The sequence below is a fragment of the Variovorax sp. Soil_C_26 genome, assembly GCF_057657075.1.
The window spans coordinates 1-20229 of sequence record NZ_JBDGJC010000012.1 but is presented as its reverse complement, the minus strand read 5'-3'; the positions used below and the strand labels follow the sequence as shown (position 1 = coordinate 20229).

Below are 20229 nucleotides of genomic sequence, written 5' to 3'. Positions count from 1 at the left end.
CACAACGTATGTTGAACCGTCGCACCCTCCTTGCCACCGCTGGCGCCACCGTGGCGCTGGCCTCCCCCGTTGCCGGCATGGCGCAGGGACGGAAGGACGCCATCGTGATCGGCATGGCGCTCGAGCCGCCGGGCCTCGACCCGACCGCCGGGGCCGCAGCCGCGATCGCGGAGATCGTGCACTACAACATCCTCGAGACGCTGACCAAGATCAACGTCGACGGCAGCGTCACCCCGCTGCTGGCCGAGAGCTGGGAGGTGTCGCCCGACCTCAAGACCTACACTTTCAAGCTGCGGCACGGCGTCAAGTTCCAGAACGGCGAGCCGTTCAATGCGAGCAGCGTGAAGTTCTCGTTCGACCGCGCTGGCGGCGAGAAGAGCACCAACAAGGACAAGCGCACGTTCCAGAACCTGAGCACCCAGGCGGTCGACGAGCACACGGTGGTCGTCATCAACAAGGAGATCGACCCCGACCTGCCCTTCGTGCTGGGCCAGGCCACCTCGGTCATCGTCGAGCCCAAGAGCGCTGACGCCAATGCCACCAAGCCCGTGGGCACCGGCCCCTACAAGCTCGACAACTGGGCCCGGGGTTCAACGGTCACTCTGAGCAAATGGGAAGGCTTCCGCAGCCCCGCCACTGCGAAGATCAACAAGGTGACCTTCCGCTTCATCGCCGACGCCGCGGCGCAGGCGGCCGCGCTGCTGGCCGGCGACGTCGACGTGTTCACCCGCATCGGCACGCGCGTGGTGCCGCAGTTCAAGATGAACCCGCAGTTCCAGACCATCCTCGCGGGCTCGCGCGCCAAGACCATCCTGTCGATCAACAATGCCAGGAAGCCGCTCGACGACGTGCGCGTGCGCCGCGCGATCCTGGCGGCGATCGACCGCAAGGCCGTGATCGAAGGCGCGGCCGATGGTTTCGGCGTGCCGATCGGCAGCCACTACGTGCCCGGCGCGGCGGGCTACGTCGACACCACCGGCGTGAACCCGCACGACGTGGAAAAGGCCAAGAAGCTGCTCGCCGAAGCGGGCATGAAGACGCCGCTCGAACTCACCTTGACCCTGCCGCCGCCGCCGTATGCGCGCCAGGGCGGCGAAGTGATCGTGGCGCAGCTCGCCAAGGTCGGCATTCGCGTCAAGGTGCAGAACGTCGAGTGGGCCCAGTGGCTCAGCGGCACCTACGGCAACAAGGACTACGACCTCTCGATCGTCTCGCACGTCGAGCCCTTCGACCTCGGCAACTATGCCAAGGCCGACTACTACTGGGGCTACCAGTCGAAGGCCTTCAATGCGCTGTTCGACAAGATCAAGAGCACCGGCAATGCGGCCGAGCGCAACAAGCTGCTCGGCGAGGCGCAGAAGATGCTGGCCGCCGACGCGGTCAACGGCTTCCTGTACCAGCCGCAGTTCCCGACCGTGGCCAAGAAGAACGTGAAGGGGCTCTGGAAGGAGAACCCGATCTTCGTCAACGACCTTTCGGCGCTGTCGTGGGGATGAGCACCGGCGTGGCTTCCCGCTCTTCCCGGTTGAACGAACTCTCGGCACAGGAACTCTCCGCCGCCTACCGCGGCAAGGCGCTGTCACCGGTCGAGGTCACGCAGGCCGTGATCGCCCACATCGAGCGCTGGGAGCCGCATCTGCAGGCGACCTGGCTGTTCCGCCCCGATGCGGCGCTCGAACAGGCGCGCGCCTCCGAGTCGCGCTGGCTGCGTGGCGAGCCACTCGGGCCGCTCGACGGCGTGCCAGCCACCATCAAGGAAAACATCGCGACGCGCGGCGACCCGATGCCGGCCGGCACGGCCGCCACCGACCTGCAGCCCGCAGCCGCCGACGCACCGCCAGCCGCGCGGCTCAAGGAAGCCGGTGCGGTGATCGTGAGCAAGACCACCATGCCGGACTACGGCATGCTGTCCTCGGGGCTGTCGAGCTTCCACACGCTCGCGCGCAACCCGTGGGACCTCGGCAGCACGCCGGGCGGTTCGAGCGCCGGCGCCGGCGCCGCGGCGGCCGCCGGCTACGGTCCGCTGCATCTGGGCACCGACATCGGCGGCTCGCTGCGCCTGCCGGCCAGCTGGTGCGGCATCTTCACGCTCAAGCCCAGCCTCGGTCGCATTCCGATCGACCCGCCATACATGGGCCGGGCCGCAGGGCCCATGACCCGCAGCGTCGGCGACGCGGCACTGATGATGCAGGTGCTCTCGCGTCCCGACGCACGCGACAGCATGAGTCTTCCGCCCGAAGCCGTCGACTGGGCCGCCTTCGACGTCTCGCCCGACCATCTGCGCGGCCTGCATGTCGGGCTGCTGCTCGATGCCGGATGCGGGCTGGCCGTCGACCCCGAGATCCAGGCGGCGGTCGAGCATGCGGCGCGGCTGTTTGAAAAAGCCGGTGCCATCGTCGAGCCGATGCAGCCGTTCATGTCGCAGGCGATGCTCGACGGCATGGACCATTTCTGGCGCATGCGCTCGCTCGTGGACATGAAGGCCCTGCGCGCCGACCAGCGCGCCAAGGTGCTGCCCTACATCCGTCAATGGGCCGAGAGCGCCGCCGAGTTCAGCGGGGAGCATGTGTTTCGCGGCTTCAGCCAGTTCCATGCAACGCGCGTCGCCGCGGTGCAGGCCTGTGCGCGCTTCGACTACGTGATCTCGCCGGTGTCGCCGAACATGCCCGCGGCCGCGGAAGCGCCCTCGCCCACCAACGACCCGCTGCGGCCGCTCGAACACATCGGCTTCACGGTGCCGTTCAACATGTCGGAGCAGCCGGCGTCGTCGGTGAACTGCGGCTACGCGGCGAGCGGGCTGCCGATCGGCCTTCAGATTGCCGGCCATCGCTTCGACGACCTCGGCGTGCTGCGCGTGTCGCGTGCGTTCGAGCAGGTCTGCGATGCCCAGCGGCCCTGGCCGCTGCCGCCAGCGCGCTGAGCGGCAGCGCCGTCAGGCAAGCTGGCTTGCGAGCATCTCGCGCGCCAGCGTCACGAACGCAGTCTCGCCCCGGCGGCCGGGCAGCAGCTGGAACGTGACGCGCGGCAAGGCCGGCAGGCCGTGCGGCGGCGCCAGCGGGGCCACGCCCTCACAAGCCGCCGATTCGTTCAGGCAGGCCACGCCAAGGCCCGCCGCCAATGCCGACTGCAGCCCCGCCACGCCCGACGCCACATGCGCCAGCACATAGGGCACGCGGCGCCGCCGCAGCAGTGCCACCGTGAACTGGTGCAACGAACAATTGTCCGGCAGCGCCAGCAGACGCAGCGGTTCGCCGCGCACGCGCCGCAGGCCCGTGGCGCCCAGCCATGCGAGCGATTCGCGCCGGATCACCGGTGGCTTCGCCGCCCCCGGACCCGCGGGCGTGCCGGCGATGTGCATGCCGAGCGCCACGTCGAACTCCCCGCCGGCATAGGCTGCCCGGAGCGCGTCGCTCTTCAGGATGCTGACGTGCAGGCGCACCTTCGGATAGCTCTCGCCGAGGCGGCCGAGCAGCCGCGTGAGGTCGCCGGGGCGGAAATAGTCGGTCACGGCGAGCCGCAGCTCGCCCTGCAGGGTCTCGCCGCGCAGGTCGCGAAAGGCCTCGTCGCTGAGCGCGAGGATGCGCCGCGCATAGCCCAGCAGCCGCAGCCCCGCCTCGGTCGGTGCCACGCCCGCCTTGCTGCGCGTGAGCAATGACTGGCCCGCGCGCTCCTCGAGCTTGCGGATCTGCTCGCTGACCGACGACTGCGAGAGGAACACGCGTGGCGCGGCCGCCGTGAGGCTGCCAGCCTCCACCACGGCGGCCAGCGTCCGAAGCTGCTCGAGATCGAAGTTCTGCATCTTTTCTATCCATCGGCATTGTCGATGGATACCATCATATCTTCCCGCTTTTCCGATGAACAGCGACTGCCCACAATGAACCCATCGAATCAACCAAGGAGTTCCAGATGCCGCATATCGTTGTCCACCTTTCGGGCGAGCCCGATGCCCAGCTCACCCGCAAGACCGTCGATGCGGTCGCCGAACTGACCCAGAGCGTGCTCGGCAAGCAATTGCCGGTGATCGCCATCACGGTGCAGTACATCCCGGCCGATGCCTGGTTCATCGGCGGGCAGCCGCTGGCGTCGCTGGGTCGGTCGGCGTTCCATCTCGACATCAGCGTCACCGACGAGACCAACACCAAGGCCGAGAAGGCGCGCTACCTGCGCGAGGTGCATGCCGCCATGCAGCGGCTGCGGCCCGATCTGCACGAGGTGTCGTACATCCACGTGATCGACGCGCGCGGCGCGGCCTATGGCTACGGCGGCAAGACGCAGGAATACCGCCACCAACAGGCCGGCGTTTGAAGGCTGAGGCGGGGCATGGCACCATCCGGCCATGCCCACCGCCCACTCGCACGCCGACAGCTTCGGCAATCCGCTCACGCTCGACGATGCCGCGAGCCTGCCGCTGGTCGAAGACTTCGTGATGGGCTTCGTCGCGACCGAGGCGCGCGCCGCCAACCTGCTCGCACTGGCCGAGCACGACATGAGCCCGATCGTTCAGGCCTACTGCGCCACGCTGCACCTGTTCGCCGAATCGCGCGATGCCGCGGCGCATGCGCGCCCCTTCCTGGCGCGGGCATCGGCCGGCTCGGCACGCGCCACGCCGCGCGAGCGGCGCTACATCGCTGCCATCGAAGCCTGGGCCGAGGGCGACATCGCACAAGCCATCGCGCTGCACGAAGAACAGGCCCGCGCGCATCCGCGCGACCTCGTGTCGCTGAAGCTCGGGCAATACCATTGCTTCAACACCGGCGACTGCCCCGGCATGCTGCGGCTCGCGCTCGCTGCGCTGCCCGCCGCGGCCGACGTGCCCCAGGTGCACGGCATGGCCGCCTTCGGCTACGAGCAATGCCACCTGATGCGCGAGGCCGAGGCGAGCGCACGCCGCGCCATCGCCATGTGCCGCAAGGAGCCCTGGGCGCACCATGCACTCGCGCATGTGATGCTCACCGAAGGCCGGCTCGCCGAGGGGCTGGCCTTCATGCAGGGCGTGGCCGACACTTGGACCGGGCTCAACTCGTTCATGGTCACGCACAACTGGTGGCATGTGGCGCTGTTCCTCATCGAGCTCGACCGCGACGCCGAGGCGCTCGCGCTGTACGACCGCGCGGTCTGGGGCGTGGCGAAGGACTATTCGCAAGACCAGATCGGCGCCGTCTCGCTGCTCGCGCGGCTGGAACTGGCGGGCATCGACGTGGGAGCGCGATGGCACGACGTGGCGGCGCACCTGTTGCAGCGCCAGGCCGACCACGTGCTGCCCTTTCTCGACTTGCAGTACCTCTACGGCCTCGCACGCGCGGGCCGAACTGAAGCCGATGCGCTGCTCGGCAGCATCGAGGCGCATGCGCTGCGCGCGCCGCCTTCCACGCGCACGGCCTGGGCACAGGTGTGCGTGCCGGCGGCGCACGGCCTGCTCGCCCACGCACGCGGGGAGTTCGCGGCTGCGATCGAAGGCCTCGGCAGTGCACTGCCACGCCTGCTCGAGATCGGCGGCAGCCATGCGCAGCGCGACCTGTTCGAGCAGCTGTACCTCGATGCGCTGGTGCGTGCCGGCAGCCGCGCCACGCTCACGGCCGCGCAGGGGATCCTGCAGCAGCAGCGCAATGGCCAGCCGGAATCGCTGCGATTGCGACGCCAGTCAGGCGCGGTGTATGCGCGCCTCGGACTGCCGGCTTTGGCCGACTGCGGCTGAACGCGCCTTAGCGCGTGGCCAGGTGCCGGGTCTGGTCGTAGACCGGCTGCGGCGGCAGGTCGGCGAGATGCCGCGTGTCGGCCCAGTCGACGATCTCGATCGCGTCGGGGCGCGCGGGATCGGCCATGCGGATGCGGTTGAAGCCGGCGTTCGGTATGTCGCTCTGGCGCGGTCCGCTCAGGCTCTGCCCACGTGCGGTGCGCCACACCATGTCGAGCACGCCGCCGTGCGTGACCACCACCACCCGCTGGCCGCGGTGCGCGGCCGCAAGGCTGCCGAGCGCGGCGACGATTCGCGCATGGAATTCGCGCGCCGACTCGCCCTGCGGCATGGCATGGTCCTCGCGGAACTCCAGCCATTGCGCCCAGGCATCCGGATGCTGCGCCTGGATCTCCTCGGCCCGCATGCCTTCGACGACACCGAAATGCTGCTCGCGCAGACCGACGGACGTGACCACCGGCAGCGACAACTGCAGCGCCGCCGGGGCCGCCGTCTGCTGGGCGCGCAGCAGGTCGCTGCTGACGAGGTGCTGCGCGACTTCGCCCGCGAGCCGCAGGCCCAGGCGCCGCGCCTGCTCGTGGCCGATGTCGTTGAGCGGCACGTCGGCATGGCCCTGGAAGCGCAGTTCGCGGTTCCAGGCGGTTTCGCCGTGGCGGATCAGGATGAATTCGGTGGAAGTGGCGGCTTCGGGTGCGGTGGTGGGCATGGGAGGTCCATTGTCCATGGCCTGCGTGACGTTCAGGCCGCCGGGCGCGCCGTGTGTTGCGGCGCCGCCACCGGCGCGCCCGGCGCACACGCGCGCAACGATGGCGCAGAATCCGCCACATGCCCCAACTCGTGCTGCTGCCCGGCCTCGCCTGCGACGAGCGCCTCTGGGAAGCCCAGCTTCCGGTCCTGCCCGCCGTGCTCGCAGCGCGCGTGAGCGACGCCCACATGCGCCACGACACCATCGAGTCGATGGCCGCCGCCGTGCTGCGCGAGCACGACGGTGCGCTGGTGCTCTGCGGCGCCTCGATGGGCGGCATGGTCGCGATGGAAGCCGCGCGCCAGGCGCCCGAACGCATCGCGGGCCTGGCGCTGCTGGGCACCAACGCGCGGCCCGAGACGCCCGAAATGGCCGAGCTGCGCCAAGGCGCGATCGCGCTGTTCGAGCGCGGCGAGCTGCGCGACGTGATCGAACCCAACACCGTGTTCGCCTTCCATCCCGCGCAGGCGGCCGACGAGGCACTGGTGCAGCGCTACCTGGAGATCGTGCTCGACGCCGGGGCGCAGCAGCTGGTGCACCAGAACCGCGCGGTCATGCGGCGCCCCGACGCGCGGCAGCACCTGCCTTCGCTGCGCATGCCGGTGCTGCTGATGTGCGGCGACACCGACCGGCTCACGCCGCCCGAATGCACGCGCGAGATGGCCGCGCTGGTGCCGCATGCGCAGCTGGTGTGGGTGCCGCAGTGCGGCCACATGCTCACGATGGAGAAGCCCGCGTTCGTCAACGCGGCGCTCGCCGCGTGGCTGGCTCAGTGGAGCTGACCGCCGGTCTCGCGCACGTCCTGCTCCACGGCCAGCGCGGTCGCTACCGCCACGCGCAGCGCCGCGACCATGGTGGCGAGCGACATGCTCGGCGCGCCGGGAAAGCGCGCCGCCTGTTCGGGCAGGTACGGAATGTGGATGAACCCGCCGCGCAGCCCCGGCACCGGCTGCGTGGCGATGCGGTGCATCAGGCCGTAGAAGAGGTGGTTGCAGACAAAGGTGCCGGCGGTGTTCGATACCGAGGCCGGAATGCCCGCCGCGCGCAGGTCGCGCACGATCGCCTTGATCGGCAGGGTCGAGAAATACGCCGCGGGTGCGCCGGGCACCACCGGCAGGTCGATCGGCTGGCGGCCGGCGTTGTCGGCGATGCGGCCGTCGTCCACATTGATGGCCACGCGCTCGGGCGTGATCTCGGCACGGCCGCCGGCCTGGCCGATGCACAGCACCAGGCGCGGGCGCAGTTCGTCCATCGCAGCCGCCAGCGTTTCGATGGCCGCGCCGAACGCGCAAGGCATGCGCCGCGCATGCACCGTGGCCTGGCCGCACTGCCAACGGTCGAGCGCGTGCACGGCCTCCCAGGAAGGATTCAACGCTTCGCGGTCGAAGGGATCGAAGCCGGTCAGCAGAACGCTGTTTCGCTGCGCCACAGATGCCTCCTCAGTGATTCACTGCGCGCAGCGCACACGTACGGCACATGAAACGCAACGGGGGTCCAAGCCAGCGCACCCGTGGAACGGGCTCCGCCCGGCCACTGGGTGCGCCCCCCAGTGGGGGGAGGCGCCGCAGGCGCTTCGGGGGGCGTCTCATCCCGCGCGCACGGCGATGCCCTCTTGCGCGAGCCGCTCGCGGATGCGGCGCGCAAAGGCCAGCGCATGGGCCCCGTCGCCATGCAGGCAGACGGTCTGGGCATTGACCGGCACGCTGCTGCCGTCGATGGCCGTCACCTTGCGGTCGCGCACCAGCGAGAGCGTCTGCGCGAGCGACTGTTCCTCGTCCTCGATCAGCGCCCCGGGCTGGCTGCGCGGCACCAGGCTGCCGTCGGGCATGTAGCCGCGGTCGGCGAACACTTCCTCGACCGGGGTCAGGCCGGCGCGCCGCGCGGCGTCGATCATGCCGCTGCCCGCAAGGCCGAAGAACTTCAGCGCGGGATCGAAGCGCCGCACGGCCTCGCACAGCGCGTCGGCGAGTTCGGGCTCTTTCACCGCCTGGTTGTAGAGCTGGCCGTGCGCCTTGACGTGCGAGAGCCGGCCGCCCTCGGCCTTGACGATCGCGGCCAGCGCGCCAACCTGGTAGAGCACGTTGGCGACGATCTCGTCGGGCGGCAGGTGCATGGTGCTGCGGCCGAAGTTCTCGCGATCGGGAAAGCTCGGATGGGCGCCGATGGCCACGCCGTGTGCCAACGCCCAGCGCACGCACTGCTGCATGGTCTTGGCATCGCCCGCATGCCAGCCGCAGGCGATGTTGGCGGAACTCACAAGCCCGAGCAGCGCTTCGTCGCTGCCCGCGCCTTCGCCGAGGTCGGCATTCAGGTCGATTTGCATGGGATCCCTTCCTTTGCTTCGAGGCGCGGGGCGCCACGGCACCGGCCATGCGCTTGCGCTCGCACAGTCTATGCCGACGATGGCCAGCCCGCCGCCGCAAGCCCTTGCGCCACCTGCGCGAGGTAGCGCTGCTGGCCGGCCCAGGCTTCGAGCGCAGCGGTCAGGTCGACCTGCACCAGCCGCAGCCGGCCGGCAAGTGGCGCCTGCGCGAGCTTCCAGAGGTCGGCACGGATCACCACGCCGATGCGCGGATAGCCGCCGGTGGTCTGCGCATCGCCCATCAGGATGATCGGCTGGCCCGAGGGCGGCACCTGGATGGTGCCGGGGATCACGCCCGACGAGAGCATGTCGATGTTGCGCTGGCGCTGGAGCTCGGCGCCTGCGAGCCGGCTGCCCATGCGGTTGCTCTGCGGCGTGATGCGCCAGCGCTCGCGCCAGAGCAACGCCTGCGCGGCCGCGGTGAACTGGTCGAACTCCGGGCCCGGCAGCACGCGCAGCGCGATGGTTTCGGTGCCCTCTTGTTCTTCTTCGTCGTCGCCCCACACCGGGCCGCGCAGCCCGAACGGGCGCCGCGCGCGCTGCGCGGCTGTGAGCGGCGAGGCGCCGAGCCCGAGCCGGTCGCCCTTGCGCAGCGCACGGCCCTGGTGGCCGCCGAAGCCGGCTTTCAGATCGGTGCTGCGCGAGCCGAGCACCGGCGGCACGTCGATGCCGCCGGCCACCGCGAGCCAGCTGCGCAGGCCCGCCTTCTTCGCGCCGGCTGGATTGGCGCCCGCGAGGGTCAAGGTCTGGCCCGCTGCCACCGGCACGCTCCAGCATGGCCACAGCGGCGTGCCGTCGAGCCTGGCACCGAAGCCGTCGCCCGCGAGCGCGATGCGCGTGTCGGATTCGAAGCGGATCTCGCAGCCGCCCATGGTGATCTCGAGGCCTGCGGCGGCATCGGCATTGCCCACCAGCCGGTTCGCGAGCGTGAGCGCGAGCACGTCGAGCGCGCCGCCGGGGCAGATGCCGAGCTGGCGGTGCCCATGGCGCCCGAGGTCCTGCACCGAGGCGAGCATGCCCGGCTTCTGCACGACGATCATGTCTGCACGCTCTCGACGATGAAGCGCACGCGGTCGCCCGGGCGCAGCAGCGTGGGCGGCTCGGCCGACGGGTCGAAGAGTTCGAGCGCGGTGCGGCCGATCAGCTGCCAGCCGCCCGGCGACACCAGCGGGTAGATGCCCGTCTGCTCGCCGCCGATGCCGACCGAGCGTGCCGGCACCGCCGTGCGCGGCTCGGCCCGGCGCGGCGTGGCGAGCTCGGGCGCCAGCCCGCCCATGAAGGCAAAGCCCGGCAAAAAGCCGAGCAGGTAGACCACATAGTCGGCGCCGCTGTGGCGCCGCACCACTTCGGCCGGCGTGAGCCCCGTGTGCGCCGCGACGTCCGCCAGGTCGGGCCCGTGCTCGCCGCCGTAGGCCACGGGAATCTCCACCGTCCGGCCCTCCACCGCAGTGGCCGAGAGCCTGGGCCACACATCGGCCACGCGCGCCATCAGCGCATCGATGGCCGTCACGGTGGGATCGAAGGTCAGCGTGAGGTTGTTCATGCCCGGCAGCACCTCGCCCACGCCCGGCCACTGCTGCACCTCGGCGCCGAGCGCCCAGATGCGCTGCTGCTGCGCCAGGGTGGCCGGTGCGGGCAGTTCGCACAGCAGCGCCGCATCGCCCAGCGCATGCAGGCGCGGTACGGGCGATCGGCTACTGCTCACTGGCGCATCTTTGGTGCGGTGCTCATTCACGCCCGAGGCTGCGGACCTTCTCGGCGAGCTGCTTCTCCACGTCGTCCGAGACGAACTTGTGGACTTCACCGCCGAGCATGGCGATCTCGCGCACGAAGGTGCTCGAGATGAACTGGTACTTGTCGCTCGGCGTGAGGAACACGGTCTCCACGTCGGGCATCAGCGAGCGGTTCATGCCGGCGAGCTGGAACTCGTAGTCGAAGTCGGTCACCGCGCGCAGGCCGCGCACCATGGCCTTGCCGCCGCGCGCCACGACGAAGTCGCGCAGCAGGCCGGAAAAGCTCTCGACGGTGACGATGCCGCCATAGGGCTCGACCGCATCGCGCGCCATCCCGATGCGCTCCTGCAGCGAGAACAGCGTCTTCTTGTGGTGGCCCGCCGCGACAGCGACGATGACACTCGAAAAAAGTTGGGTTGCGCGCCGCACCACGTCCTCGTGGCCGAGGGTGATGGGGTCGAAGGTGCCGGGATAAACCGCGATCACGTTGCTGGCCATGGTTGCTTTTTCCTCATGCAGCCGGTGCGGCTTGGTCGGCGGATTATGCAGCCGCCTGCGCGGCGTGCCGCAGCAGGTGCGCGTGCACCGCGCCCGCTTTCAGGTAACGAAATTCGACGAGACCGAGCGCGGCAAGCGCTTCGGCGCTCCAGCGCTGCGGTGCCTCGAGGTAGATCGCGCCGCCGGCTTTCACCGCGCGCGCCGCGGCCCGCAGCGCGGGTTCGTAGAGCGCCGTGCTCTCGAACGGCGGGTCGAGGAACACCGCGTCAAGGGTGCCAGCAGGCGCACGCTCGAGCGCGCTGGCGCCGTTGCCGCGCTCGATGCGCACGGCCTCGGCCGACAGCTTGGCCTTCGTCGCCTGCAGCTGCGCCACCAGCGCCGCATCCTGTTCGCACAGCAGCACGCTCGCGGCGCCGCGCGAGGCCGCTTCGAAGCCGAGCGCACCGGTGCCGGCGAAGGCGTCGACGCAGTGCCAGCCCGGCAGCTCGCCACCGCCGACACCGGCCAGGCTCGCGAGCCAATTGAACAGCGTTTCGCGCACCCGGTCGGGCGTGGGCCGCAGGCCGGGTTTGTCGGCAACGGCAAGGCGGGTGCGCTTCCATTGGCCGCCGATGATCCGCACCTCGTGCGACCGCGCGGACTTCCGCGCAGGCGCTGGCGACGATCGGGCGGGCGCGCGCGGGGCTGCGGCGTCTTTCTTCTTCTGGGGCATGCGGCAAGCTTAACGCGCCGCGCAGGGCCGCCCTACAGGCCGGCGATCGCCCGCCGCGCCAACGCCACGGCCAGCAGCAGCATGGTGCCGCCAATCAGCATGTCGAGCACCTGCCAGGCGCGCGGCCGCGCGAACACGGGCGAGAGCCGGCGCGCACCGAAGCCGAGTGCCGAGAACCACAACACGCTGGCGAGCGCCGAACCCGCGACGAACCACGCCTTGAGCGGGCCCGCGTACTGGGCCCCGGTGCCGCCCACGAGCAGCACGGTGTCGAGGTACACGTGCGGGTTCAGCAAGGTGAAGCCCGCAGCCTGTGCGAGCACCGCGGCGCGCGAGAGCGGCAGCCCCTCTGCCACCGTGCGCAGCGCGCCCGTGTGCCGCGAGCGCCAGAGCGCGCGCAGCCCGTAGCCGCCAAGGAACAGCGCGCCAAGGCCCGCGAGCACGGCGGCGAATGCCGGCCGGCCTTCCAGCGCCTGCGCCATGCCGGCCACTCCTGCTGCAATCAGCACCGCATCGCTCGCCGCGCAGAACACCACCACGGCGCTCACATGCTCCCGTCGCAGGCCCTGGCGCAGCACATAGGCGTTCTGCGCGCCGATGGCGACGATGAGCGCCAGGCTCAGGAAGAGCCCGTTGGCGAAGGCGGCAGTGACTTGTTCGAAGGGCATGGCGCCGAGCTTGCCGTTCTTCGTCGGTTAACTCAAACTAAACTTCCTAAGTCTTCTTCAGTTTTTCTAACTCCCTCCCGACCGATGCTCGACTACGCCGCCCTCCATGCCCTGGCCGCCGTGGTCCGCGAAGGCAGCTTCGAGCGCGCCGCGCGGTCGCTGAACGTCACGCCCTCGGCAGTCTCCCAGCGCGTGAAGCTGCTCGAAGAACGCACGGGCGGCGCGCTGCTGGTGCGTGGTGCGCCATGTGTCGCGACCGAGGCCGGGCAGCAACTCTGCCGCCACGTCGAGCGCGTGGGCATGCTCGAGCACGAACTGCGCGACGCCCTGCCCGCGCTCGGCATGGGCGGCAAAGCCGGAGAGCGCGTCACGGTGCGCGTGGCCGTCAACGCCGACAGCCTGGCAACCTGGTTCATGGCGGCGGCCGCGGCCTTCGCGCGGCAGGAGGCATCGGCACTGCTCGACCTGACCGTGGACGACCAGGACCACACCGCCGAGCGGCTGCGCAGCGGCGCCGTGCTGGCGGCCGTCACCGCGCTCGCGCAGCCCGTGGCCGGCTGCAACAGCGAGCCGCTCGGCACCATGCACTACGTGGCGGCCGCAAGCCCCGAGTTCGTCAGCCGCCACTTCGCCAAGGGCGTGGGCGCGCGCACACTCGCGAATGCGCCGAGCCTGGTGTTCGACCGCAAGGACCGGCTGCAGGCGCGCTGGGTGCGGCGCGTCTGCCACCGCAGCGTCGAGACGCCGCGGCATTGGCTCCCGTCGGCGCACGGCTTCGTCGACGCCGCACTGGCCGGCATGGGCTGGGGCATGCATCCGGCCAGCATGGTGGCCGATGCCCTGCGCAGCGGCGCGCTCGTCGAGCTGGTGCCCGGCTCGGCGCTGCAGGTGCCGCTTTACTGGCAACAGGCGCGCGCGGCGCCGGCGCTGCTCGAGCGTCTCAAGGCAGCGGTGCGTGAAGCGGCCCGCAGCGGCGCGCACGCGCTGCGCTGAAGGGCCGCGTGCCGGGCCTCTTCAGCGGCTGCCGCCCACCACCACCGTCACCATGCGCGCGGGCTGCAGCTTGCGCGTGAATGCGGCGCGAATGTCGGCGGCCGTGACGGCTTTCATGCGCGCAGTCCAGGTGTCGAGGTAGTCCAGCGGCAGATCGTGCCAGGCGATGTTGGCGACGTTACCGAGGAGCTTGCGGTTGCTGTCGAGCAGCAGCGGAAAGCCGCCGATGAGGTTGTCCTTCGCGGCCTGCAGCTCGCTGGCGGTCGGGCCCTCGGCCACGAACTTCGCCAGCACCTCGCGCGCGACCTTCACCGCGTCTTCGGCCTGGTCGGGCCGCGTCTGGAAGCCGACGCGGAACGCGCCCGCGCCGAGCCCCGGCGCAAAGCCGCTGTAGACGCTGTAGGCCAGGCCGCGTTTCTCGCGCACCTCGTCGGTCAGCCGCGAGACGAAGCCGCCACCGCCGAGCACGTAGTTGCCGAGCGTGAGCGCGAAATGGTCCGGGTCGTTGCGCGGATAGCCGGGCTGGCCGATGAACACATGGGCCTGGGCCGACGAGAACGGGATGCGCTCGTCCTTCGGTGCTGCGAGCGCCTCGACCGGCGCGATCGCGGGCAGCGGCGTGCAGGCCTCGGGCCCGGGCAGCCGCGAGAGCAAGGTGGTGGCCACGGCCTCGGCCTCGGCGCGCGTCACCGCGCCCACGATGCTGAGCTTGGCGCGGCACGGCACGATGAGTTGCCGGTAGCGCTGGCGCATGGCTTCGGTGTCGATGCGCGCAAGCGTGGCCTCGGTGACCTCTTGCCCGTAAGGATGGCTGCCATACACGGCCTGCGAGAACGCGCGGCCCGCGATGGTCGCGGGCTTGGTGTTGGCCTCGCGCAGCGCCGCACCGATGCGCTCGCGCTCGCGCCGCCAGACATCGTCGGGAAAGGCCGGCTCACCGATCTCGCGCGCAGCGAGCGCCACCGCCTTGGAGAGCAGGGCCGGCTCCGCCAGCGTGCGCAGCGAATAGCTCGCCCGGTCGTTGCCGACGCTGGTGTCGAACTGCGCACCCAGGTCGGCCCAGGCCTCGCCGAGCGCGTTTTCGTCGAGCGCCGGCTCGCCGTTGCGGCCGGCGGCCACGCCCTTCTCGACCATGGTCGCGGTCGTGCTCGCAAGGCCGGCCTGCGCCGCCGGATCGCGCCGGCTGCCGGCATCGAAGTCGATCTGCACGTCGACGATCGGCAGCGCATGGGTGGAGACGAGGTAGATCCGGGCGCCGCTCGGGAGCGTCCAGTGCTCGATCGGAAGTGCCGCGTGGGCGGCGTTCATCGCTGCGACGGCTGCAATGGCGCCGAACAGCGCGGCGCGCAGGAGAGTCTTGATACGGTTCATCGGGGTTCGACGCCTTTCAGCGCATTTCGCCGTGCGGTGCCGCGAAGCCGCGGCCGCGGGGTTTGGCTTCGAGCGGCAGCGGGCGCAGGGTGGCGACCGTGAGCTGGTCGTCGCCGAAGTACTTTGCGGCCACGGCCTGCACCTGGGCAGGCGTCACGGCCTGCAGCTTCGCGATGATCTGCGCGCTGGCGTCCAGCGGCAGGCCCTGCACCCAATTGCTGCCGAGTTCGCGCGCCTGCGCCATGACCGAGTCGCGCTTGTAGGTCTGGCTCGCCACCCATTGCGTCTTGACGCGCGCGAGCTCGGCATCGCCCACGCCGTCTTTCGCGACGCGCGCCACTTCGGCCCGGAGCGCCGCCTCGACCGCTTCGGGCGTTTTGCCATGTGCCGGCACGCCCACGAGCGTGAAGAGCTGCGGCCCGCGGCCGACCAGGCCCGAATAGGCCCCGACGGAATCGGCCACGCGATCGGCGCCCTGCGTCAGCGCGCGGTCGAGCCGCGAGCCGGTGTAGCCGTCGAGCACGGCCGACAACACCTCGAGCGACCACACGTCGCCGTCGGTGGTCTCGATGTCCTCTAGCTTCGGGATGCGGAACGCGAGCGATACGTAGGCCTGCTCGGCCGGCGCCTTGAACTCGATGCGCCGCATGCCGCGCTGTTCGGGTTCGGTGCGCGGCTTGCGCGGCGGCACGGCGCGCGCGGGGATGCTGCCGTAGTACTTCTCGGCCAGCGTGCGCACCTTGTCGACGTCGACGTCGCCGGCCACCACCAGGGCGGCATTGGCGGGCACGTACCAGCGGCGGAAGAACGCGCGCGCGTCGTCGGGCGTCATCGCGTCGAGGTCGCTCATCCAGCCGACGATGGGCCGGTGGTAGGGCGAGGCCATGAAGACCGCCGCATTCTGCTGCTCGCCGAGCAGCGCGCGCGGCTGGTCTTCGGTGCGCAGGCGGCGCTCTTCCTTGACCACCTCGATCTCGCGCTTGAACTCGTCGTCGGGCCACTGGTTGTTGGCGAAGCGGTCCGACTCGAGCTTCATGATCTGCTCGAGGCTCTCCACGGGAATCTGCTGGTAGTAGCCGGTGGCGTCGCGCGAGGTGAACGCATTCTCCTGCCCACCCAGCGCCGCGACCCGGCGCGAGAACTCGCCCGGCTTGATCGCCTTGGTGCCCTTGAACATCATGTGCTCGAGCACATGCGCCACGCCCGAGGTGCCGTCGACCTCGTCGACGGACCCGACGCGGACCCACAGCATCTGCACCGCCGTGGGCGCGCGGCGATCGGGCTGCACCAGCAGCGTCATGCCGTTGGAAAGCGTGAACTGCCGGGGAGTGGATGCCGCGGCGGCGGCGTTGGAGGGAGAGGCGGCGGAAACCGGAGGGCTTTGGGCCAGTGCAGGCATGGCCCAGAGCGCCGAAAGCGCCATCGCCAGCACCGCACCAGACGCAACACGACGTGGCGAGGGGTGTTTCATAGAATGGGTCGGATTGTAAAAAGCGCCCGATGTTCAGTTTCTTCAAGAAAAAACCACCCACCGATGCCCCGGCCGCCGAGCCGTTGCCGGCGCCCGAGCCGCCCCCCGCGCGTTCGGTGTTCTCTCCTTCGAGCTGGTTCGGCTCGAAACCTGCCGTGGAGGAGCCGGCGGCGCCTGTGGCCGAGCCGGAACCGCAGCCGGCACCAGTCCCGCCGCCACCCCCGGTGCCAGTTCCTGTACAAGTTCCGGAACCAGCCCCTGTTCCTGCACCTGCACCTGTACCTGCACCTGTACCGACACCAGTTCCAGTTCCAGTCCCGGCCCCAGTGCCTGCACCCGCACCCGCACCAGTCCCGGTCCCGGTACCGGCTCCGGCGTCTGCACCCGTCGCAGAGGCCATCGTCACCGCCGAGCGCAAAGGCTGGCTCGACAAGCTCAAGACCGGCCTGCGCAAGACCGGCACCGGCATCCAGGCGGTGTTCGTCAACGCGCAGATCGACGAAGCGCTGTACGAAGAGCTCGAATCGGCCCTGCTGATGGCCGACGCCGGCGTCAAGGCCACCGAATACCTGCTCGACGACCTGCGCGGACGCGTCAAGCGGCAGATGGCCACCGACGCAGCGCAAGTGAAGCGGCTGTTGGCCGACGCCATCGCCGACCTGCTGCGCCCGCTCGAGAAGCCACTCGTCATCGGCCAGTTCACGCCGACGGTGATCATGGTCGCGGGCGTGAACGGCGCGGGCAAGACCACCTCCATCGGCAAGCTCACCAAGCACCTCGCCAACGAAGGTGCGTCGGTACTGCTGGCCGCGGCCGACACCTTTCGCGCCGCCGCGCGCGAGCAGTTGCTGGTCTGGGCCGACCGCAACACGGTCGAGATCGTGAGCCAGGAAGGCGGCGATCCCTCGGCCGTGAGCTTCGACGCCGTTACCGCGGGCAAGGCGCGCGGCAAGGACGTGGTGCTGGTCGACACCGCCGGACGGCTGCCGACGCAGATCCACCTGATGGACGAACTCCGCAAGATCAAGCGCGTCGTCACCAAGGCCGACGCCAGCGCGCCGCACGAGGTGCTGCTGGTGATCGACGGCAACACCGGACAGAACGCGCTGGCGCAGGTCAGGGCCTTCGACGAAGCGCTGGGCCTCACGGGCCTGGTCGTGACCAAGCTCGACGGCACGGCCAAGGGCGGCGTGCTCTGCGCGATCGCACGCGAGCGGCCGATCCCGGTCTACTTCATCGGCGTGGGCGAGAAGCTCGAAGACCTCGAAACCTTCAACGCACGCGAATTCGCGCAGGCGCTGCTGGGCTGAGAATCGGCCGCGGCGCCGTCGATTCGCTATTGTTCTGGTAGCGCTTGCAAGTGCAGGGGCACGGGAGGCGCAAACCGTGGGGGGGGCTGCCCGTGGAGGTCGTTGGCCGGGACAGTGCTTACCGCTGCGCGCGGCACCCTGTTCTTCGTTCTGTTCTGGATGCGGTTCATCATGGTGGCTGTGTGCTTTTCGTGTCCGGTCTGCTTTTTCTTGGTATTCCCGTTCTCGTTGTACGCTTGCCCCGACAAGACGTTTATGTTGTGGAGCTCCGGTTTACCAGCTTTGTTGCCTTCGTGGTGGCGTGGGCGTAAGATTCGTGGCTCGCGCTACTGTCCCCCAGAGGACATGGTGAGAGTGCTGTTAACGCGATATTTCGCGGGCGCGAAATCAAGGGAGTGAACATGACGAGGACTAGCCTTTCCTTCGCAGACGGTGCGACTGTTACGCGGCCGCCTGCTGCGCGATTGCCGCAAGTGATGAACACGACTCAACGCCTTGCCCGGTACGAAACCGCTCAAGAGCTTTGCGGGATGATGGCTGCGCGTCGTTCGGAGTGGATCCGCGACGAAGAACGGAAGGCCACTGTTGATGTGGCCAAAGTGGCGCAGTGGAAGCGTGAACGTGCCCAGTATATGGACGAGGGTGATTCGCTGTTGTTCGGCGACGTGGACACGATCGAGCGACTGATTGCGGTCTATGGGCCGCTGGTGCGCGCAGGCAACGTGGCGTGAATTCGCCCGCCTCTGAAGGGCGGCTTCCACCGGGCGAGCATGAGAAGGTCTATGCGGAGATCCGCGACCGCTATTTGCCCAAGAGCCAGCCTCAGGACCAGCCCGTCGCCATCATCACCGGCGGTCAGCCGGGCTCCGGAAAATCAGGCATCACGTCCGAAGCCATGGCCGAGTTGGCTGCCCGCGGTGGCTACGTTCTCGTCGACGCCGACAAGCTGCGCCGCTTTCATCCAGATTTCAACCAGCTGCTGCGCGAAGACGATCGCACAGCAGCCAACCTGACGCACCCGGACTGCGGCACTTGGGCTAGTCGCCTGAGACATGAGGGCATGGCGAGCGGGCGCAACTTGATCATTGACCAGACGACGCGCGATCCTGAAGCGCTCGAAAGGATATCGGGCCAACTGCGAGATTCTGGATACCGCATTGAGCTGCGCGTCATGGCCGTCAATGAGGCGGTCAGCGAGCAGCGGATCTACACGCGGTATGAGCACCAAAAGGCCGAAGCGGGTGTAGGGCGGTTCTCCACAAAGAACAAGCACGACGAAGCCTACGAGGGCGTGCCGAAGGCCCTGGCGGCTGCGGAAGACAAGCGACTGGTCGACTTGATTCGCGTCCATGACAAGGACCACAACAGGATCTACGAAAACCAGCTCAAGGGGCCAGGCGAGGATTGGCAGAGGCCGCCGGGCGCAGCCAGGGCTTTGACCGATGAACGGGCGCGGCCCCTCACGCTTGCGGAGAAATGCGAGCTGGCCAGCAACTATGTCGAGCTCGGCCGCATAGTCAGCGCACCAGGTCGAAATGCGACGCCCGAGGAGAAGGGGGCTATCGAGCAGAAGCAGATCGCCGCGGACAATGCGGCTGCGGCGGAAATGTTTCGACGACGCCCACAAGCCGAAGTAGTGGCCGCGCACCCGAGCACAGCGGCCGCGTACGCCTTCGTCGAGGCCGCCCGCAAGGCGTCGCAGGCATTGCCGAGCGATGAACATCGCCGCGCGGTTGAGCAACAGATCCGCACACAGGTGGCCAGTGCAATGGAAAAAGGCGAATATCCGCGCATCGCTGTCCGCGACACGAATGTGGAGCAGGCGCAGGATCAAGGCAAAGGGCAAGAGCGCTAGAAGCCGCTTTTGCCCTTTGCCACTCTTCAATTCAAGTTAACTCGCCGCCGTCACGTTCGCCCAGCGCTTGTATGCCTCGAGCACCAGTGGCGACACGCTGCCGCAGTCGACGAATTCTGCGCGCTCGAGGAGCATCGCTGCCGATACATCAGCCCCTTCGGTTTGCGTCGGGGTGAAGGTGCAGATCTGCGCATTCTGGTGGATGCGCTCGCATGCATCGATCCAAGGCGTCTTGCAGATCTAGAAGTTTCAAGCTCATTGCACGCGGTGTTTGCATGGCTCCCCTCTACTTGATGAAGATCGCGGCGGCTGCCAAGCCTGCGGCGGCAATAGCCGTGAACGCATTCTCGATATAGCGTGTCCGTGCTCGTAGCCCAAGAAAAAGGGTCGGTTGGTTGCGGCGTTCGATGCCCGCGGCGCGGTCGTGTGGTCGTGTTGCTACTCACCAATGAACGCACCCGAGCCATAGGACGGGGGAATTACTCTCCATGACTTCAGGATCTCGAAGATCAAAGTTGCGTAGCGGTCCCGCTTCGATGGCGTTTTGGAGTGGTAGGTCCCTACCGCCGTCCAGGTGTTTCCGTGGGTCTTGACCTGCTTGGCCAAGTGCCAGGCGGAAACGTAGATGTTGACGCAGCCATCGAGAAGTTGATCTTTGCCGATGCCATAGCGCGCGAGCTCGGGAAAGTGGACGGAATTCAGGCCTCCTAGACCCACGTCGATCGAGCCGTTCTTGTTGTGTTGATTTCCATCCAGAAGTGACCCACTAAGCCCGGCGATTTCCACCTAAATCTGACCCACGTAAGAACCCTAACC

The 20229-nt window shown here is 69.1% G+C and carries 21 protein-coding genes; 9 read left to right on the top strand and 12 right to left on the bottom strand.

The window, feature by feature from the left end:
* Positions 1-8 precede the first annotated feature (8 nt).
* Complete coding sequence (locus AC3A6G_RS24120; RefSeq protein ID WP_487874795.1) at positions 9-1496, top strand: ABC transporter substrate-binding protein; 1488 nt, start codon at positions 9-11, stop codon at positions 1494-1496.
* The gene (locus AC3A6G_RS24115; protein ID WP_487874823.1) at positions 1493-2920 is read left to right on the top strand and encodes an amidase; all 1428 of its coding nucleotides are present in this window, start codon (positions 1493-1495) and stop codon (positions 2918-2920) included. Before AC3A6G_RS24120 ends, AC3A6G_RS24115 begins: the two co-directional genes overlap by 4 nt.
* A gap of 12 nt (positions 2921-2932) precedes the next feature.
* Here the strand turns inward: AC3A6G_RS24115 and AC3A6G_RS24110 are convergent, their stop codons facing one another.
* Positions 2933-3799 (bottom strand): LysR family transcriptional regulator, encoded by an 867-nt coding sequence (locus AC3A6G_RS24110; RefSeq protein ID WP_487874794.1) that lies wholly within the window; start codon positions 3797-3799, stop codon positions 2933-2935.
* A gap of 107 nt (positions 3800-3906) precedes the next feature.
* Between AC3A6G_RS24110 and AC3A6G_RS24105 the strand changes: the two genes are divergently transcribed.
* Complete coding sequence (locus AC3A6G_RS24105) at positions 3907-4305, top strand: tautomerase family protein (protein ID WP_487862896.1); 399 nt, start codon at positions 3907-3909, stop codon at positions 4303-4305.
* A 31-nt stretch (positions 4306-4336) separates the two neighbouring features.
* Positions 4337-5695: a tetratricopeptide repeat protein gene (locus AC3A6G_RS24100; RefSeq protein ID WP_487874793.1), complete on the top strand. Its 1359-nt coding sequence runs from the start codon at positions 4337-4339 to the stop codon at positions 5693-5695.
* Positions 5696-5702: 7 nt separating this feature from the next.
* Here AC3A6G_RS24100 and AC3A6G_RS24095 read toward each other — a convergent pair whose 3' ends face one another.
* Positions 5703-6401 (bottom strand): histidine phosphatase family protein, encoded by a 699-nt coding sequence (locus AC3A6G_RS24095; RefSeq protein WP_487862894.1) that lies wholly within the window; start codon positions 6399-6401, stop codon positions 5703-5705.
* A 119-nt stretch (positions 6402-6520) separates the two neighbouring features.
* Here AC3A6G_RS24095 and AC3A6G_RS24090 point away from each other — a divergent pair, with 119 nt between their 5' ends.
* Positions 6521-7222, top strand: coding sequence for an alpha/beta fold hydrolase (locus tag AC3A6G_RS24090; protein ID WP_487874792.1), 702 nt, complete (start codon positions 6521-6523; stop codon positions 7220-7222).
* Here AC3A6G_RS24090 and pcp read toward each other — a convergent pair.
* The 7 genes from pcp to AC3A6G_RS24055 form a co-directional block, all read right to left on the bottom strand.
* Positions 7210-7869, bottom strand: a complete 660-nt coding sequence (gene pcp, locus AC3A6G_RS24085) for a pyroglutamyl-peptidase I (protein ID WP_487874791.1) — start codon at positions 7867-7869, stop codon at positions 7210-7212. The genes AC3A6G_RS24090 and pcp overlap by 13 nt on opposite strands.
* 156 nt (positions 7870-8025) lie before the next feature.
* Positions 8026-8763 (bottom strand): 5-oxoprolinase subunit PxpA, encoded by a 738-nt coding sequence (gene pxpA, locus AC3A6G_RS24080; protein ID WP_487862891.1) that lies wholly within the window; start codon positions 8761-8763, stop codon positions 8026-8028.
* Between the two features lie 68 nt (positions 8764-8831).
* On the bottom strand, positions 8832-9842 hold the full coding sequence (locus AC3A6G_RS24075; RefSeq protein WP_487865643.1) for a 5-oxoprolinase subunit C family protein: 1011 nt from the start codon (positions 9840-9842) through the stop codon (positions 8832-8834).
* The gene (pxpB, locus tag AC3A6G_RS24070) at positions 9839-10507 is read right to left on the bottom strand and encodes a 5-oxoprolinase subunit PxpB (RefSeq protein ID WP_487874790.1); all 669 of its coding nucleotides are present in this window, start codon (positions 10505-10507) and stop codon (positions 9839-9841) included. Before pxpB ends, AC3A6G_RS24075 begins: the two co-directional genes overlap by 4 nt.
* A gap of 22 nt (positions 10508-10529) precedes the next feature.
* Positions 10530-11033, bottom strand: a complete 504-nt coding sequence (gene coaD, locus AC3A6G_RS24065) for a pantetheine-phosphate adenylyltransferase (protein ID WP_487862889.1) — start codon at positions 11031-11033, stop codon at positions 10530-10532.
* A 43-nt stretch (positions 11034-11076) separates the two neighbouring features.
* Positions 11077-11745: an RsmD family RNA methyltransferase gene (locus tag AC3A6G_RS24060; protein ID WP_487874789.1), complete on the bottom strand. Its 669-nt coding sequence runs from the start codon at positions 11743-11745 to the stop codon at positions 11077-11079.
* Between the two features lie 32 nt (positions 11746-11777).
* Positions 11778-12413 (bottom strand): LysE/ArgO family amino acid transporter, encoded by a 636-nt coding sequence (locus AC3A6G_RS24055; protein WP_487874788.1) that lies wholly within the window; start codon positions 12411-12413, stop codon positions 11778-11780.
* A gap of 84 nt (positions 12414-12497) precedes the next feature.
* Between AC3A6G_RS24055 and AC3A6G_RS24050 the strand changes: the two genes are divergently transcribed.
* A complete protein-coding gene (locus tag AC3A6G_RS24050) occupies positions 12498-13406 on the top strand; it encodes a LysR family transcriptional regulator ArgP (protein WP_487862886.1) in 909 nt (302 codons plus the stop codon).
* Between the two features lie 21 nt (positions 13407-13427).
* On the opposite strand, the gene AC3A6G_RS24045 is transcribed toward AC3A6G_RS24050, so the two are convergent.
* Positions 13428-14777, bottom strand: coding sequence for a M16 family metallopeptidase (locus AC3A6G_RS24045; RefSeq protein ID WP_487874787.1), 1350 nt, complete (start codon positions 14775-14777; stop codon positions 13428-13430).
* A 16-nt stretch (positions 14778-14793) separates the two neighbouring features.
* On the bottom strand, positions 14794-16248 hold the full coding sequence (locus AC3A6G_RS24040; RefSeq protein ID WP_487874786.1) for a M16 family metallopeptidase: 1455 nt from the start codon (positions 16246-16248) through the stop codon (positions 14794-14796).
* A gap of 29 nt (positions 16249-16277) precedes the next feature.
* Between AC3A6G_RS24040 and ftsY the strand changes: the two genes are divergently transcribed.
* The 3 genes from ftsY to AC3A6G_RS24025 all read left to right on the top strand — a co-directional run bounded on the left by ftsY (position 16278) and on the right by AC3A6G_RS24025 (position 19413).
* Entirely contained in the window at positions 16278-17558 is a 1281-nt protein-coding gene (gene ftsY, locus AC3A6G_RS24035; RefSeq protein ID WP_487874785.1) for a signal recognition particle-docking protein FtsY, read from the top strand.
* 476 nt (positions 17559-18034) lie between these two features.
* A complete protein-coding gene (locus tag AC3A6G_RS24030; protein WP_487874784.1) occupies positions 18035-18289 on the top strand; it encodes a hypothetical protein in 255 nt (84 codons plus the stop codon).
* Positions 18286-19413, top strand: a complete 1128-nt coding sequence (locus tag AC3A6G_RS24025; RefSeq protein ID WP_487874783.1) for a zeta toxin family protein — start codon at positions 18286-18288, stop codon at positions 19411-19413. The genes AC3A6G_RS24030 and AC3A6G_RS24025 overlap by 4 nt, the downstream gene beginning before the upstream one ends.
* A 438-nt stretch (positions 19414-19851) precedes the next feature.
* Here the strand turns inward: AC3A6G_RS24025 and AC3A6G_RS24020 are convergent, their stop codons facing one another.
* Positions 19852-20199, bottom strand: coding sequence for a lytic transglycosylase domain-containing protein (locus AC3A6G_RS24020; RefSeq protein ID WP_487874782.1), 348 nt, complete (start codon positions 20197-20199; stop codon positions 19852-19854).
* Positions 20200-20229: the final 30 nt, after the last annotated feature.